General features: G+C 64.2%; 14 protein-coding genes. 11 read left to right on the top strand and 3 right to left on the bottom strand.

The annotated features are described in order from the left end of the window. Positions 1-43 precede the first annotated feature (43 nt). Together hydA and N551_RS0101895 are read right to left on the bottom strand one after the other, a co-directional pair. Positions 44-1,498, bottom strand: a complete 1,455-nt coding sequence (gene hydA / locus N551_RS0101900) for a dihydropyrimidinase (RefSeq protein ID WP_027565503.1) — start codon at positions 1,496-1,498, stop codon at positions 44-46. Positions 1,499-1,611: 113 nt separating this feature from the next. Next, positions 1,612-2,220: a TetR/AcrR family transcriptional regulator gene (locus N551_RS0101895; RefSeq protein ID WP_155809370.1), complete on the bottom strand. Its 609-nt coding sequence runs from the start codon at positions 2,218-2,220 to the stop codon at positions 1,612-1,614. A 102-nt stretch (positions 2,221-2,322) separates the two neighbouring features. Here N551_RS0101895 and N551_RS0101890 point away from each other — a divergent pair, with 102 nt between their 5' ends. From N551_RS0101890 to N551_RS0101865, 6 genes are all read left to right on the top strand, one after another. After that, positions 2,323-3,018: a PspA/IM30 family protein gene (locus tag N551_RS0101890; protein ID WP_027565501.1), complete on the top strand. Its 696-nt coding sequence runs from the start codon at positions 2,323-2,325 to the stop codon at positions 3,016-3,018. Between the two features lie 36 nt (positions 3,019-3,054). Next, the gene (locus N551_RS0101885; RefSeq protein ID WP_027565500.1) at positions 3,055-3,330 is read left to right on the top strand and encodes a YiaA/YiaB family inner membrane protein; all 276 of its coding nucleotides are present in this window, start codon (positions 3,055-3,057) and stop codon (positions 3,328-3,330) included. Positions 3,331-3,557: 227 nt separating this feature from the next. After that, a complete protein-coding gene (locus N551_RS0101880) occupies positions 3,558-4,622 on the top strand; it encodes an amidohydrolase family protein (protein ID WP_027565499.1) in 1,065 nt (354 codons plus the stop codon). A 14-nt stretch (positions 4,623-4,636) separates the two neighbouring features. Then, positions 4,637-5,749, top strand: coding sequence for an amidohydrolase family protein (locus N551_RS0101875; protein WP_027565498.1), 1,113 nt, complete (start codon positions 4,637-4,639; stop codon positions 5,747-5,749). Positions 5,750-5,764: 15 nt separating this feature from the next. After that, positions 5,765-6,178, top strand: a complete 414-nt coding sequence (locus tag N551_RS0101870; protein WP_027565497.1) for a Rieske (2Fe-2S) protein — start codon at positions 5,765-5,767, stop codon at positions 6,176-6,178. Positions 6,179-6,249: 71 nt separating this feature from the next. Then, complete coding sequence (locus tag N551_RS0101865; protein ID WP_007615092.1) at positions 6,250-6,456, top strand: hypothetical protein; 207 nt, start codon at positions 6,250-6,252, stop codon at positions 6,454-6,456. Between the two features lie 132 nt (positions 6,457-6,588). On the opposite strand, the gene N551_RS0101860 is transcribed toward N551_RS0101865, so the two are convergent. Beyond that, positions 6,589-7,434 (bottom strand): SDR family NAD(P)-dependent oxidoreductase, encoded by an 846-nt coding sequence (locus tag N551_RS0101860; RefSeq protein ID WP_027565496.1) that lies wholly within the window; start codon positions 7,432-7,434, stop codon positions 6,589-6,591. 194 nt (positions 7,435-7,628) lie between these two features. Between N551_RS0101860 and N551_RS0101855 the strand changes: the two genes are divergently transcribed. From N551_RS0101855 to N551_RS0101835, 5 genes are all read left to right on the top strand, one after another. Next, positions 7,629-9,125, top strand: coding sequence for an aldehyde dehydrogenase family protein (locus N551_RS0101855; RefSeq protein WP_027565495.1), 1,497 nt, complete (start codon positions 7,629-7,631; stop codon positions 9,123-9,125). 204 nt (positions 9,126-9,329) lie between these two features. After that, entirely contained in the window at positions 9,330-10,193 is an 864-nt protein-coding gene (locus N551_RS0101850) for an outer membrane protein (RefSeq protein ID WP_027565494.1), read from the top strand. Positions 10,194-10,349: 156 nt separating this feature from the next. Further along, positions 10,350-11,477, top strand: a complete 1,128-nt coding sequence (locus N551_RS0101845) for an alkene reductase (protein WP_027565493.1) — start codon at positions 10,350-10,352, stop codon at positions 11,475-11,477. Positions 11,478-11,633: 156 nt separating this feature from the next. Further along, positions 11,634-12,137, top strand: coding sequence for a GFA family protein (locus N551_RS0101840; RefSeq protein WP_027565492.1), 504 nt, complete (start codon positions 11,634-11,636; stop codon positions 12,135-12,137). A gap of 108 nt (positions 12,138-12,245) precedes the next feature. Further along, positions 12,246-13,907, top strand: a complete 1,662-nt coding sequence (locus N551_RS0101835; RefSeq protein ID WP_027565491.1) for a thiamine pyrophosphate-binding protein — start codon at positions 12,246-12,248, stop codon at positions 13,905-13,907. The last annotated feature ends 86 nt before the right edge of the window (positions 13,908-13,993 follow it).

Here is a 13,993-nt window from a genome sequence, read left to right as displayed (position 1 = left end):
CAGCCGCGCTTCACGGCGTCGCATGCTGCGCGGATCTTCAATCCTACGGCGTCACCGCTCCGCGGCTCACGGCGCGCGGGGCGGTCAGCTCTTTCCAGGTGGAATTGGCGACATGCACGGGCGAGAACGCCGGGCGTTCGACATAATGGCCGTCGCCGGCCTCGGCGCGCAGATCGCCATCCTTCCAAACGATGCGGCCGCGCGACAGCGTCGCCGCCGGTCCGCCGGTGCATGAAAAGCCCTCGAACACGTTGTAATCGATCCGGCTCATCTGCCGCTTCGCGCTGATGGTCCTGCTCGCCTTGGGATCCCAAACCACGATATCCGCGTCCGAGCCGATGGCGACCGCGCCTTTGCGCGGATAGATGTTGAGGATGCGGGCGATGTTCGCAGAGGTCACTGCGACGAATTCTTCCTTCGTCAGCCGCCCCGTGGTGACGCCCGCGGTCCACAGCAGCGCGAGGCGATCTTCGAGGCCGCCGGTGCCGTTCGGGATCTTCCTGAAATCGGCGAGCCCGAACCGCTTCTGCTCGGTGGTGAAGGCGCAGTGGTCGGTCGCGACCACTTGCAGCGAGCCGGCTTGCAGGCCGGCCCAAAGACTATCCTGATGCGACCTGTCGCGGAACGGCGGCGACATCACGCGCTGCGCGGAATGATCCCAATCCTTGTTTTGATATTCACCCGCGTCGAGCAGCAAGTGCTGGATCAGCGGCTCGCCATAGACGCGCTTGCCTGCCGCACGTGCGCGCGCGATCGCCTCATGCGCTTCGCGGCAGCTCGTGTGCACGATGTAGACCGGCGTCCCCGTCATGTCGGCAATCATGATGGCGCGGTTGGTGGCTTCGCCCTCGACCTCCGGCGGTCGTGAATAAGCGTGTCCCTCGGGCCCGGTGACACCGCGCGCGATCAGCGCCTCCTGCATCAGGGCGACGACGTCGCCGTTCTCCGCATGCACGACCGGCATGGCGCCGAGATGGGCGCAGCGAGCGAACGAGTTGTAGAGCTCGTCGTCGTTCACCATCAGCGCGCCCTTGTAGGCCATGAAGTGCTTGAAGGTGTTGATGCCGTAGGTTTTGACCACGGTCTCCATCTCGTCATGTATCTGCTTCGACCAGGATGTTACGGCCATGTGGAAGCCGTAGTCGGAGGCCGCCTTCTCGGATTTGTGTCGCCACTCCTGATAGGCCGCGAGCATCGACTGGCCTGGATCGGGCAGACAGAAATCCACCACCATGGTGGTGCCACCGGCCAGCGCCGCCTTGGTTCCCGATTCGAAATCGTCCGCGGTGACCGTGCCCATGAACGGCATTTCGAGATGGGTGTGCGGATCGATGCCGCCCGGGATGACGTAGGCGCCGCCCGCATCGATGATCTCGCACCCCGTCGCCGCATCGAGCGATTGCCCGACCGCGACGACGGTCGCGCCGTCGATCAGCACGTCCGCGCGGCGCGAATGATCATGATTGACGACGGTGCCGCCGCGGATGAGGAGGGGCATGGGAGGCTCCCGAGAGAGGCGTGAACCTCGCGAAGCTAGGCGCGCTGCATGCGCCGCGACAGGTGAAATTTTAGTCAGGCGTGGCCGACAGTTGAGCTGTGCTGTCCCGGCCTCTACGCCGCCCGCGCGATCAGTCCGTCAATCATCGCGCGCACCAGGCCCGCGATTTCCTTCCGGAGCGCCGGAAGTGGTACCGCGACCAGCTTCTGCTCCAGGCCCAGCGCCACCATGCCATGCACCGCCGAGAACAGGCTGCGCGCGGTGATCCCGAGCTCCTCCCGACTGCGTTGTGGAAACAGCGCGGCCAGCGGCTGGTAGACATGGCGAAACAGCTGCAGCTGGTCGTCGATAGACCAGTCGGGGAGGGGCTTGTCGGGGTCCATGCGGTGCTCGAACAGCGCGCGCCACAGTTCGAGATTCTCCGCGGCGAAATCGCAATAGGCGAGGGCGATGCGGACCAGGGTCGCCTGTGGCGACGGCTCGCCCGCGCTTTCCGCCACGCTCAGGGCCTGGTCGAGCCGAAGCAAGGTGCGCGAGCCCACGCGCAGGATCAGCTCATCCACATCGGCGACGAGATTGTAGACCGCGCCGTTGGCGCAGCCGATCTCGCGGGCGAGATCGCGGGTTTTTAGGCCCACCAATCCCCTCCCAGCGATCATTCGTTCCGCCGCTAGGACTAGGTCGGATCGAAGTTTTTCTCGGCGTTTCAATGCTTTAGTCATCTGCAATCAAATTTCTGAGCGCTGCTCAAGTATTTCTTGAACGATGTTCAAGTTTCTTGCTACAAACCGTCTGTGAGCAACGCTCATAACAGGGAGCTTCAGATGTTCAAGACCGTAGTGACACTTTTCCGCGGCAGCGTGGCCGCCGCCGGCGAGGAGCTGGAGGATCGGACGGCCCTTCTGATCCTCGATCAACAGATGCGCGACGCGGCCGCCGCCGTCGAGCGCGGCAAACGGACGCTGGCGCTGGCGATCGCACAGGACCAGCAGGAAGGTCGCAAGCTCGAGGCGACCGTCGCCCGCATCGCCGATCTCGAGACCCGCGCGGTTGCGGCGCTCGATGGCGGCCGCGAGGATCTCGCCAACGATGCCGCCGAAGCCATCGCAGGCCTTGAGGCCGATCGCGATGCGGCACTGACGGCACGTGCGCTGTTCGCAACCGAAATCGCGCGGCTGAAGCGGCACGTCGCAAGCGCGCAGGCCCGCATCACCGAGCTCGACCGCGGCCGCCGCGTCGCCCGTGCCTCGGAGGCGGTGCGCTCGCTTCGCCGCAGCGGCATCGAGGCGGCACGCCCCTACGAATCCACACTGCCGGAGGCGGAGAGCACTTTGAGGCGACTTCGTGAGCGGCAGATGGAAGCCCAGGCCGCCGACGACGCGCTGGTCGAGCTCGATGCGGCCACCGGTCCGCTCGCCACCGCCGAAAAACTCGCCGAGCAGGGTTTTGGCCCCCGGCTGAAGACGACCGCGGACGACGTGCTGGCGCGGTTGAAGTCCAAGCGCATGCCGACTGCCTGATCCCAACTCCATCATTCGAACCAACAGGAGACCATCATGAACCAGAACGGCCAGCCCCACAGCGGCGCCTGGGTGACTTTCACTTACGCGTCCTTCGCAGCCTCCGCGTTCCTCATTGCCATCGGCATCTTCTTCCTCCCGATCGACCTCTGGATGAAGGGTTATCTCACCATGGGCATCGTCATGCTGATCCAGACTTGCATCACCCTGACCAAGACGGTCCGCGACAACCATGAAAGCAGCCGGATGGTGAACCGCATCGAGGATGCCAAGGCGGAACGTCTGCTGATGGAAGTCTCCAAGGCTGCTTGACTGGCATAGACAATCCGCAAGGAAGCAGCGGAGCAATGCGCTCCGCGGCTTCGGCGTCGGAACGCATTTCGCCACACCTCATATCGCGCCTGCGAAATGCAACATAGCCATGACGATCGCGCGGGCGTGCGCTCTTGCGCAACCGCACGGGCAGGGGCAGTCTTCACAGGCGGCGCACAAGAACGCCGCCAATAAGATGTGCTTACAAGATCTCGGCGAGGAACCTCATGGCAGCGACGCGGATCGACTGCGACATCCACCCGGCGGTTGGTGGCACGCGCACGACGCTACTGCCCTATCTCAGCGATCACTGGAAAGAGCAGGTGGTGAGCCGCGCCATCGATGGACTCGATCTCACCTCCTATCCGCCGAGCATGCCGCTGGCGGGCCGCGCCGACTGGCGCCCGGTGAACGGCGCCAAGCCCGGTTCCGATCTTGCGATGGTGCAGAAGGGCGCATTCGAGCAGTTGGGTGCCAGTCACGCGATCCTCAACGTGCTCTATGGCGCGCAGGCCGTGTTCGATCCCTACATGGCGGCCGACTTCTGCAAGGCGATCAACGATTGGATCGCGACTGAGTGGCTGTCGCGCGATCCGCGCTTGCGTGCCTCGATCGTGGTGCCGATGCAGGACCCGGATCTGGCGGTCGAGGAGATCGAGCGCCGCGCCGGCGATCACCGCTTCGTCTCGATCCTCGTGCTGGCGCAGGGCGAGACGCTGCTGGGACGGCGGCATTTCTGGCCGGTCTATCGGCTCGCGGAAGAGTACAAGCTGCCGCTCGCGATCCACGCCGGCACGCAATATCGGCAGGCGCCGAGTTCGGCCGGATGGCCGTCGCACCGCTACGAATATTACTTCGTCGAGGCGCAGGCGTTTCAGGCGCAGATCTTGAGCCTGATCTATGAGGGCGTGTTCGGCAAGTTTCCGAACCTCAAGGTCGTGCTGATGGAATCCGGCGTAAGCTGGCTGCCGGCCTTCATGTGGCGCGCCAACAAGACCTGGCGCGGAGTGCGCGTCGAGGTGCCCTGGGTCGAGCGCGAGCCGGCTGAGATCATTCGCGAGAATTTCCGCGTCACCATGCAGCCGTTTGATGCGCCGGGCGACGCCAGAAGCGTCGAGGAGATCATCGACCAGATCGGCTCGGAAAAGATGTTCCTGTTCGCGTCCGACTATCCGCACTGGCAGTTCGACGGCGACGATCCGATCCCGCCGAACCTGCCGAATAGCATTATCTCGAAGATGTGCGTCGACAACCCGCTGGAGACGTTTCCGCGGCTGTCGCTCGCCAACTGACTTTGGAGGTTCGCATGGATGAGGTCATCGACCGCCCGCTGCGGGAAGACGAGAAGCCCGCCGCTTCGCGGCTGCGCATCGTCGATTGCGACGTCCATCCGAGCCTGCATTCGCCCGACGACCTCAACGAGTTCTTGCCCAAACGCTGGCAGCAGCATCTGAAGGAATATGGCAGCCATTTGCGCACGCCCTATCTGTTCACCACGCCCTATCCGCGCTCCTCGCCGCTGATCGCGCGCCGCGATGCCTGGCCGCCGACCGGCGGACCGCCCGGCTCGGATCTCGCCTTCATGCAGAAGCAGCATCTCGATCCGCTCGACGTCGAGTTCGGGATTTTGCAGGTGCTCGATCTCTTCATCTTCTCGCAGCAGAACCTCGAATTCGGCGCCGCGATCCAGCGCGCCATCAACGACTGGCAACTGGCGTTCTGGTCGCATCGCGACCCGCGTCTGAAAGCTTCGATCCTGGTCGGCCAGGACGGCGTTGATCTCGCCATTGCCGAGATCGAACGCTGCGCGAAAATCGGCGAGTACGTCCAGATCAACGTCTCGCCACGCGCCAACGAGCCGCTCGGCCGCCGCCGCTATTGGCCCATCTACGAACGTGCGCAGGCGCTGGGCTTGCCGCTCGGCATCCATGTCGGCGGCTATGGCGGGCATGCGCCGACCGGTGGCGGCTGGCCGTCCTATTATGTCGAGGAGCACCAGTCCAACGCGCACACGATTGCGGCGCAGCTTGCCAGCCTCGTGATCGAGGGCGTGCCGGAGCGCTTTCCAAAATTGAAGTTCGTCTTCATCGAGGGCGGCTTCGGTTGGATCCCGTCCGCGGTGTGGCGGATGGACCAGCATTTCGAGCGCTTCCGCAGCGAGGTGCCGCATCTCAAGCGCAAGCCGTCAGAATATGTCCGCGAGCATTTCTGGTTCACGACGCAGCCGATCGACGAACCTGACGAAGCCCGGCACCTGGGCTCGCTGATCGAATGGGTCGGCATCGATCGTCTCTTGTTCTCGTCGGACTATCCCCACTGGGATTTCGACGATCCGCGCTTCGCCTTCAAGACGCCGCTGACGGAAGCCGAGCGAAAGAAGATCTTCAGCACCAATGCCCGCGCGGTCTACAAGTTCTGAGGAGGTCTGCACGGTATGGCCCGTCACATCGTCGCGTCCACCTCGGAGATCCCACCCGGTGGCAACAAGGTCGTCGATGTCGCCGGCCGCGACATTGTCGTGTTCCACGTCAATGGCGAGTTCTTCGCTTTGCTGAACCGCTGTCCGCACGAAGGCGCGCCGCTGGAGAAAGCGGCCTGTGTCGCGCGACTGACCTCGCCCGAGCCCGGCATCTATCAGCGCTCGCGCGTCGGCGAGATGCTGCGCTGTCCCTGGCATGGCTGGGAGTTCGACATGCGCAACGGCCAATCCTGGTTCGACCCGAAGCGCGTCAAGATTAGGTCATATCCGGTCGCGGTGGAGCGGGGCGAGGAACTCCAGAAAGGTCCGTATGTCGCCGAGACGTTTCCGGTGCATGTCGAGGACAGCTACGTGATTGTCGAGGTCTGAGCAGCCGTTTCGGATTGTGATTTCGCCGCAGGTGGGATAAGCCTCGCCCGCATTTATGGCGGAGACGAGCTTTGTCCAAACAATCCCTGCGTGAGGAGGCCGAGCGCCTGATCCGCGAATCGATGGAAAAGAAAACCGTCGTCGTCAAGCAGGGCGATACCCGCATCGAGGCCGTCTGCGGTAAATGCGGCGCCCCGAACCGCGTGCAGGCGCCAAAGGGCCAGACCCGCATCAAGTTCGCCTGCAAGAATTGCGGGCATCAGCAAGAGACGCTGTAGAGCGTCCCCCGTGTAAACCTTCATCCTGAGGAGCCCGCTGGAAGCGGGCGTCTCGAAGGATCGGGGCCCAACCGGGCCTGCATGGTTCGAGACGCGCGCATTCCGCGCTCCTCACCATGAGGATCAAACAGCCTAATCCCCCTTCACGAACTTCGCGAATGCATCCGCATGGTCCGGATGCCAGCGTGACAGCGGCGGGCGATTCTCCACGATATCGCCGGCGGCCCACAGCATGCGCTTTTCGTCGAGCGCGCGCGGGACATCGTTGTCCGGGCACAGGATGTAGAAATCGCCGGCCTCCAGCCGCATCAGCATGAAATTCACGGTCTGCTCGGCCGTCCATGCGCCGGCCGGCTTCTCCGTCCGGCCCTTCGCGGTAAGGCCCGTAAAGACGAAGCCGGGAATCAGCAGATGCGCGGTGATGCGGCAACCCGCAGTGTTGCGCAGCTCATGCTGGAGCGCTTCCGTAAAAGCTTTCACGCCGGCCTTGGAGACGTTGTAGGCGGGATCGCCGGGCGGGGTGGTGATGCCCTGCTTCGAGCCGGTGTTGATGATGAGCCCCGCCCTGCCGCGCGCGACCATGTTGGGCGCGAAGATGCGCGAGCCGTTGATGAGGCCCCACATGTTGACGCCGATGATGCGCTGCCAGTTGTCGGGTTCGCCGAACAGCGTGCTGCCGGGCTGGATGCCCGCGTTGTTCATGAGGATGTCGGTGCCGCCGAAGCGCTCGCGCACGGCGCGCTCCAGTTCCGTCACGCTCTCGGCCTTGCTGACGTCAATCGCGAAGGTCATCACGTGTGTGGCGGACGTCAGGGATGAGAGTCTTGTTGCGGCATCCGCGAGTCCCGCCTGATCCACATCGGCGATACACACCTTCATGCCGTCGCGCGCGAAGGCTGCGGCGGCGGCGAATCCGATGCCGGACGCACCGCCGGTGATCACGGCAACATTGTCTTTGACGATGGCGGGGTGGGGCATGGATCGTCTCCGGGGAGGGCTCGGTCGTGCCATAACATGGCACGCGCGCGACCCTGCTCAAGTCGGCATGGGAGGTCTTCGTTCCGCGCCGACTTTACGCCTCTCCTTTACGCCTGTCCGGCATCGCAGTATTCTATCGACCTAACGATCCCGCCCAGATCGAACCAATCAATCATTTGACAGGGAGTTCAGCCATGGCTGTGTCGCAGGCTATTCCGATCACGCGCCATCCGTTCGCCAACGGGTCCTACAAGCAGATGTTGATCGATGGGAAGTGGGTCGATGCTGCCTCCGGCAAGCGCTTCGAGACCCACAACCCCGCGACCGGCGAACTGCTCGCAACAGTGGCCGAGGGCGACAAGGAAGACATCGATCGTGCGGTCGCTGCCGCCCGCCGCGCCTTCGAAGGTCCCTGGAGCAAGGTCAAGCCGTTCGAGCGGCAGAACCTTCTCCTGAAGCTTGCCGACCTCGTCGAGAAGAATTTCGACGAATTGTCGCAGCTCGACACGCTCGACATGGGCGCGCCGCTCAGCCGTACCCGTGCCTATCGCCTGCGCGCCGTCGGCATGCTGCGCTATTATGCCGGCCAGACCACCGCGATTCATGGCGAGACCATCGAGAACTCGCTGCCCGGCGAGATCTTTTCCTACACGCTGAAGGAGCCGATCGGCGTCGTCGGCGCCATCATTCCCTGGAACGGTCCTCTGACTGCGACGATCTGGAAGATCGGTCCGGCGATCGCGACCGGCTGCACCGTCGTGCTCAAGCCCGCCGAGGAGGCGCCGCTGACCTCGCTGCGCATCGCCGAGCTCGCGATGGAGGCGGGCGTTCCGGCCGGCGTCATCAACGTCGTGCCCGGCTATGGCGAGACCGCGGGCGCCGCGCTTGCCTCGCACCACGACGTCGACAAGGTTGCCTTCACCGGCTCGCATGTCACGGGCCAGTCGATCATCCGCGCCTCGGCCGGCAACCTCAAGCGTGTCTCGCTCGAGCTCGGCGGCAAGTCGCCGGACATCGTGTTCGCGGATGCCGATCTCGATGCGGCCGTGCCGGGCGCCGCGATGGCGGTGTTCGCCAATTCGGGGCAAATCTGCAGCGCCGGCACCCGGCTGTTCGTCGAGCATTCGATCTACGAGGAATTCGTCGGACGTGTCGCCGAGTTCGGCAAGAAGCTGCAGGTCGGCAACGGCCTCGATCCCAACACCCAGATCGGACCGCTGGTGTCCGAGCAGCAGCTCGAGCGCGTCACCAGCTATCTCGACATCGGCCAGAAGGAAGGCGCCAAGGCGCTCGCCGGCGGTGGTCGCGTCACCGAAGGCGCGCTTGCAAAAGGCTTCTTCGTGTCGCCGACGGTGTTCGCTGGCGTCCAGGACAACATGCGCATTGCGCAAGAGGAGATCTTTGGTCCCGTCATCTCCGCGATCGCGTTCAAGGACATGGACGAGCTGGTCAAGCGCGCCAACGCCACCACGTTCGGTCTCGGCTCGGGCCTGTGGACGCGGGACGTCAGCAAGGCGCATGCGGTCGCGAAGAGGCTCCGTGCCGGTTCGGTGTGGGTGAACTGCTACCAGGCGATGGACCCGGCTGTGCCCTTCGGCGGCTACAAGATGAGCGGCTATGGCCGCGAATCCGGCAAGCAGCACGTCGAGGAATATCTCAACGTGAAGGCCGTGTGGATCAAGACGGCCTGACGCGCCATCGCGTCCGGACTTCAGCGATCGGTCTTGCCTGCGGCGACGCTTGTCCGCTTGCGGCGACCAAAGGTTGTTGCCCGGACGCTACATGCGATTTTGAAAGCTCGCGTTGTCCGCGATTTTGCAAGGCTTGCTATCCCATTTCGAATGTCGGCCGGTTAGTTCTGGTCAACGTCAATCTTCGGAATTGGAATCTCGATAATGCTTCGCTTTGCTCCGATCGTGTTTGTGGCTTTGGGCGTCGCCTCGGCGCAGCCCGCTCTTGCGGCCGATATGACCGCACGTGCGCCAGCGTACAAGGCGTCGCCACTGCCTGTTGCCTACAACTGGTCGGGCTTCTACGCCGGCGTGAATGTCGGGTATGGGTGGGGCGATGGTGCGAACAATCTCGCGCCCCATGATCCGGTCTTCACTGCGGGCGTGCTCGACGTCGCACTGGCGGGCGGCCTTGTCCCGGCTTCGCTGGCAACAAACGCGCGTGGTGTGCTGGGCGGCTTGCAGGCCGGCTACAATGTGCAGACGGGCTCGTTGGTGTGGGGCGTCGAAGCCGATATTGCGGCGGCCGACATCAAGGGTAGCTCAACGGTGACCCGAACCTTGCCGGTCTTCCCGACGATCATGACCACGCAGGATCAGAAGGTCGACTGGCTGGGGACCGTGCGCGGCCGGATCGGTGCCGCCGTCGTGCCCGACCTGATGCTGTACGCGACCGGCGGTCTTGCCTATGGGCATGTCAAGGCGTCGACGTCGATCGTGGATCCCACGGGTGGGAGCGGCACACCCTGCCTCAATGTGATCTGTAGCGCAGGCGCGGTGGAAAGCTGGCGCGTGGGCTGGACGGTCGGCGGCGGCGGCGAGTACCGCATTGCGTCGAACTGGAGCGTCAAGCTCGAATATCTCTACTACGATCTCGGCAGCGAGAAATACACCATCTTCAATCCGCTGTTCCCGTTCACGCCCGGCCCGGCGCGTGGCTTTGACTCTACCGCGAATTTCACGGGCCACATCGCGCGTGTTGGCTTGAACTACAAGTTCGGCCCAGGCGCGGTCGTTGCGAAATACTGACCTGCAATCTGAATAGACGAAAGCCCCGGGCCTGGCCCCGGGGCTTTTTTATTCGCCGCCTCTTTTGGCTGGCCAGCCATTCCCCCGTGCAGCTTCCGAGCCGCGGACCTTTCTCTTATGATCCCCGTCCTCTCATCCAATCATTTTGGGGCCGGAATGAAATTCAAGGCGTTGTTTCAACCGTTGCAGGTCGGTTCGTACAAGCTCGCGCACCGCGTCGCGATGGCGCCGTTGACGCGCATGCGAGCCGAGCGCGAGAGCTTTTCGCCGCGGCCGCTCAATGCCGAATATTACGGTCAGCGCGCCACCCAAGGCGGCCTGCTCATTGCCGAGGCCTCGCCTGTGCTCTCGTATGGTCGCGGTAATCCGGCGACGCCAGGCATCTATTCGGAGACGCAGATCGCGGGCTGGCGCAAGGTTGTCGACGCCGTGCACGCCAAGGGCGGCATCATCTTTCTCCAGCTCTGGCATGTCGGCCGCGTCTCGCATTCTTCCTTCCACGGCGGGGAGCTACCGGTCTCGGCCTCGGCGATCCCGATCAGGGCCGAAGGCATGAAGGCAATGACCGCCGACGGCAAGATCTCCGACTATGAGACGCCGCGCGCGCTGGAGACGGACGAGGTCATGGGCATCGTCGAGGCCTTCAGGCAGGGTGCGAAGAACGCGCTGGCCGCGGGCTTCGACGGCGTCGAGATCCACGGCGCCAACGGCTATCTGCTCGAGCAATTCCTGCAATCACGCAGCAACCAGCGCACCGATCAATATGGCGGTTCGATCGAGAACCGCGCGCGGCTTCTGCTCGAAGTGACCCAGGCCGCCATCGACGTCTGGGGCGCGGGCCGCGTCGGCGTGCGGCTGTCGCCCCACGGCATCGCCAATGATTCCGGCGAGCCCGATCCGATGCCGCTCTACACGCACGTGGTCAAGGCGCTCGACAAGCTCGGTCTCGCCTATCTGCATTTCATCGAACCGCGCTCCAGCGGCTCCGGGCGCGCCGAAGTCAACTGGCAGAACGTGCCGTCGGCAATGCTGCTATTCCGCCCGCTCTACAGCGGCGTGCTGATGACGGCAGGCGGGTTTACGGGCGAGACGGCGAACGCCGCGATCGCAGAGGGACACGCCGACCTCATCGCCTTCGGCCGCATCTTCATCTCCAACCCCGATCTGCCGCGCCGCCTGCAGCACGACTACCCTCTCACGCCGTATAACCGTGCGACGTTCTACGGCGGCGAGGAGAAGGGCTATACGGACTATCCGGTGTATGACGAGCTGACGCCGGTCTGACACTGCTGTAGCCCGGATGAGCGAATCGATATCCGGGGTCTTCACCTAAGCTCTGGTCTTCCCGGATGTCGCTTCGCTCATCCGGGCTACGGAGTTATTGTGTTGCCCCGACGGACACCACGAATTCCGTCATTGCGAGCGATGAGGGAAGCACCCATGGCCAAAGCCGCAGCCGCCGCAGGAGTTGCCACCGGCCAATGCCTCTGCGGCAAGGTCACCTTCGAGATCGACGTCCCCGCACGCTGGGCTTGGCACGATCACTCCGCTGCCAGCCGTCGCGCCCACGGCGCTGCCTATGCGACCTATGTCGGAAGCTGGAAGAAACGGTTTCGCATCACCGCAGGCAAGACGGCGCTGACCCGCTACGAAGATAAGACAACGAAGACCGCGCGCAGCTTCTGCGCGCATTGCGGCACGCCGATCGCATATGAGCGCCCGCGCGGGCCGCACATGGTCAACATCCCCCGTGCGCTGTTTAGGGAACGCACCGGCCGCCAGCCGCTCTATCACATCGCGATCGAGGAGCTGCAGGAATGGACCTATACCGGCGAGCCGCTGGTACCGTTGAAGGGCTTTCCCGGTGTGGTCTGGCAGCGCTCGAAAAAGAAGAAGCGGGCGGGCGGCGAGGATCCGTTCGAGCTGGGGCGCGAGGAGATGTAGCGTGCTGCGCCCACGCAACGCAGCCATGACCGCGCTTCCTTGCGCGCCTCCCGCGATTTCGGCCATCATGCTTCCTGCCTTGCGGCAACGTCCGCCTCTGGAGGAAACATGAAGAACAAGATCACCGGCCGCTCCGCCTTTCTCGCGCTGCTCAAGGACGAGGGCATCACGCATCTGTTCGGCAATCCCGGCACGACCGAACTGCCGATCATGCACGCGCTGAAGGACCATCCCGATCTCACCTATGTGATGGCGATGCAGGAGAGCCTGGTGGTGGCGATCGCGGATGGCTATAGCCGCGCCTCCGGAAAGCTCGTCGCATGCAACGTCCATGTCGCGCCCGGCCTCGGCAACGCGATGGGCTCGCTCTACAACGCCCAGTTCACGGGCACGCCGATGATCCTCACCGCGGGCCAGCAGGAGCAGGGCCACGGACTGATGGAGCCGGTGCTCTACGGCCCGCTGGTGCGCATGGCCGAGCCGCTGGTGAAATGGGCGGTCGAGGTGACCCGGCTCGAGGATCTGCCGCGCATCGTGCGCCGCGCCGCAAAAGTCGCGACCACGCCGCCGACCGGGCCGGTGTTCATTTCGTTGCCCGGCGACATCCTCAACAGCGAGGCCGGAATAGATCTCGGTCGCTCCACCCGCATCGACGCTCGCACAAGGCCATCGGATGAGGCACTCAAGGCGTTCGCCGCGCGACTACTGAGGGCCGAGCGTCCCGTGATCGTCACCATGGACGAGGTGGTGAAGAGCGATGCGCTGAAGGAGGCCGCCGAACTCGCCGAGCTTTTGGGCGCGGCTGCGTACCAATCCTCGACGCCCTACGGCTCGCACTTCCTCTCGGAGAGCCCGAGCTTCGTCGGCACGCTGGCACGGGTTCAGAAAGTCGCGCGCGACACGCTTGCGCCGTACGACCTCTTGATCGCGCTCGGCGGCGATCCCCTGCGGATGTCGGTCTACAGCGAGGTCGATGCGCTGCCGGAGGGCCTTGGCATCGTGCAGATCGGCCTCGGCGATTGGGAGATCGCCAAGAACTACGGTGCCGAGATCGCGCTGAAGGCGGATTTGAAGGAAACGCTGCGCGCGCTGATCCCGGTGTTGAAGGAGATGGGCGGCGCTGCCCTGGCGCAACGTGCGAGGCAACGTCTCGCCGAGCTCGCGCCGAAGAACTGGACCGCAAGGCGTACCGCGCTGGTCGAGCAGCTCGCCAAAGCCGCCGACCGCAGCCCCATCGATCCGGACTGGCTGGTGCTGCAGATGGTCGAGGCCATGCCAGCCAATGCCATCCTCGTGGACGAAGGCCTCACCTCGAGCCGCCAGATCACGGCGCTGCGTGCGCACCGCGACCGCTTCGGCTATCACGGCCTTGCCTCCGGCGGCATCGGCTGGGGCCTGCCGGCCTCCGTCGGCGCCAGCATCGCCAATCCCGATCGCCCCGTCGTCTGCTTCTCCGGCGACGGCAGCGCGATGTATTCGATCCAGTCGCTGTGGACGGCGGCGCATCACAAGCTGCCGCTCAATGTGGTCATTGCCAACAATGGCGGCTACCGCATCATCAAGCAGCGCCTGCTCGCCTTCCATGGCGACGATAATTACGTCGGCATGGATTTCGTCGATCCCCCGGTGGATTTCGCGGGCGTGGCGAAGGCGTTGGGATGCGAGGCGATCAAGGTCAGCGATCCCCGCGAGTTGAAGGCGACGCTGGTGTCGGCGTTCGGCCGGCCTGGCACGAAGCTGATCGAGGTGATGGTGGACGGGAAGGTGTAGGGCAGGTGCCTCCACCGTCATTGCGAGGAGCACTTGCGACGAAGCAATCCAGACTGTCTCCGTGGAGCAATTCTGGATTGCTTCGC

It is taken from the genome of Bradyrhizobium sp. URHA0013, assembly GCF_000518345.1.
Taxonomy (GTDB): Bacteria; Pseudomonadota; Alphaproteobacteria; order Rhizobiales; family Xanthobacteraceae; genus Bradyrhizobium.
Note: the sequence above shows the minus strand (reverse complement) of the source record. Positions and strands in the feature narration are given on the sequence as shown.

Bases quoted from the DNA above. Each gene is read 5' to 3' on its own strand.
- hydA (WP_027565503.1), bottom strand. From the start codon at position 1,498: ATGCCCCTCCTCATCCGCGGCGGCACCGTCGTCAATCATGATCATTCG.
- N551_RS0101895 (WP_155809370.1), bottom strand. From the start codon at position 2,220: ATGACTAAAGCATTGAAACGCCGAGAAAAACTTCGATCCGACCTAGTC.
- N551_RS0101890 (WP_027565501.1), top strand. From the start codon at position 2,323: ATGTTCAAGACCGTAGTGACACTTTTCCGCGGCAGCGTGGCCGCCGCC.
- N551_RS0101885 (WP_027565500.1), top strand. From the start codon at position 3,055: ATGAACCAGAACGGCCAGCCCCACAGCGGCGCCTGGGTGACTTTCACT.
- N551_RS0101880 (WP_027565499.1), top strand. From the start codon at position 3,558: ATGGCAGCGACGCGGATCGACTGCGACATCCACCCGGCGGTTGGTGGC.
- N551_RS0101875 (WP_027565498.1), top strand. From the start codon at position 4,637: ATGGATGAGGTCATCGACCGCCCGCTGCGGGAAGACGAGAAGCCCGCC.
- N551_RS0101870 (WP_027565497.1), top strand. From the start codon at position 5,765: ATGGCCCGTCACATCGTCGCGTCCACCTCGGAGATCCCACCCGGTGGC.
- N551_RS0101860 (WP_027565496.1), bottom strand. From the start codon at position 7,434: ATGCCCCACCCCGCCATCGTCAAAGACAATGTTGCCGTGATCACCGGC.
- N551_RS0101855 (WP_027565495.1), top strand. From the start codon at position 7,629: ATGGCTGTGTCGCAGGCTATTCCGATCACGCGCCATCCGTTCGCCAAC.
- N551_RS0101850 (WP_027565494.1), top strand. From the start codon at position 9,330: ATGCTTCGCTTTGCTCCGATCGTGTTTGTGGCTTTGGGCGTCGCCTCG.
- N551_RS0101845 (WP_027565493.1), top strand. From the start codon at position 10,350: ATGAAATTCAAGGCGTTGTTTCAACCGTTGCAGGTCGGTTCGTACAAG.
- N551_RS0101840 (WP_027565492.1), top strand. From the start codon at position 11,634: ATGGCCAAAGCCGCAGCCGCCGCAGGAGTTGCCACCGGCCAATGCCTC.
- N551_RS0101835 (WP_027565491.1), top strand. From the start codon at position 12,246: ATGAAGAACAAGATCACCGGCCGCTCCGCCTTTCTCGCGCTGCTCAAG.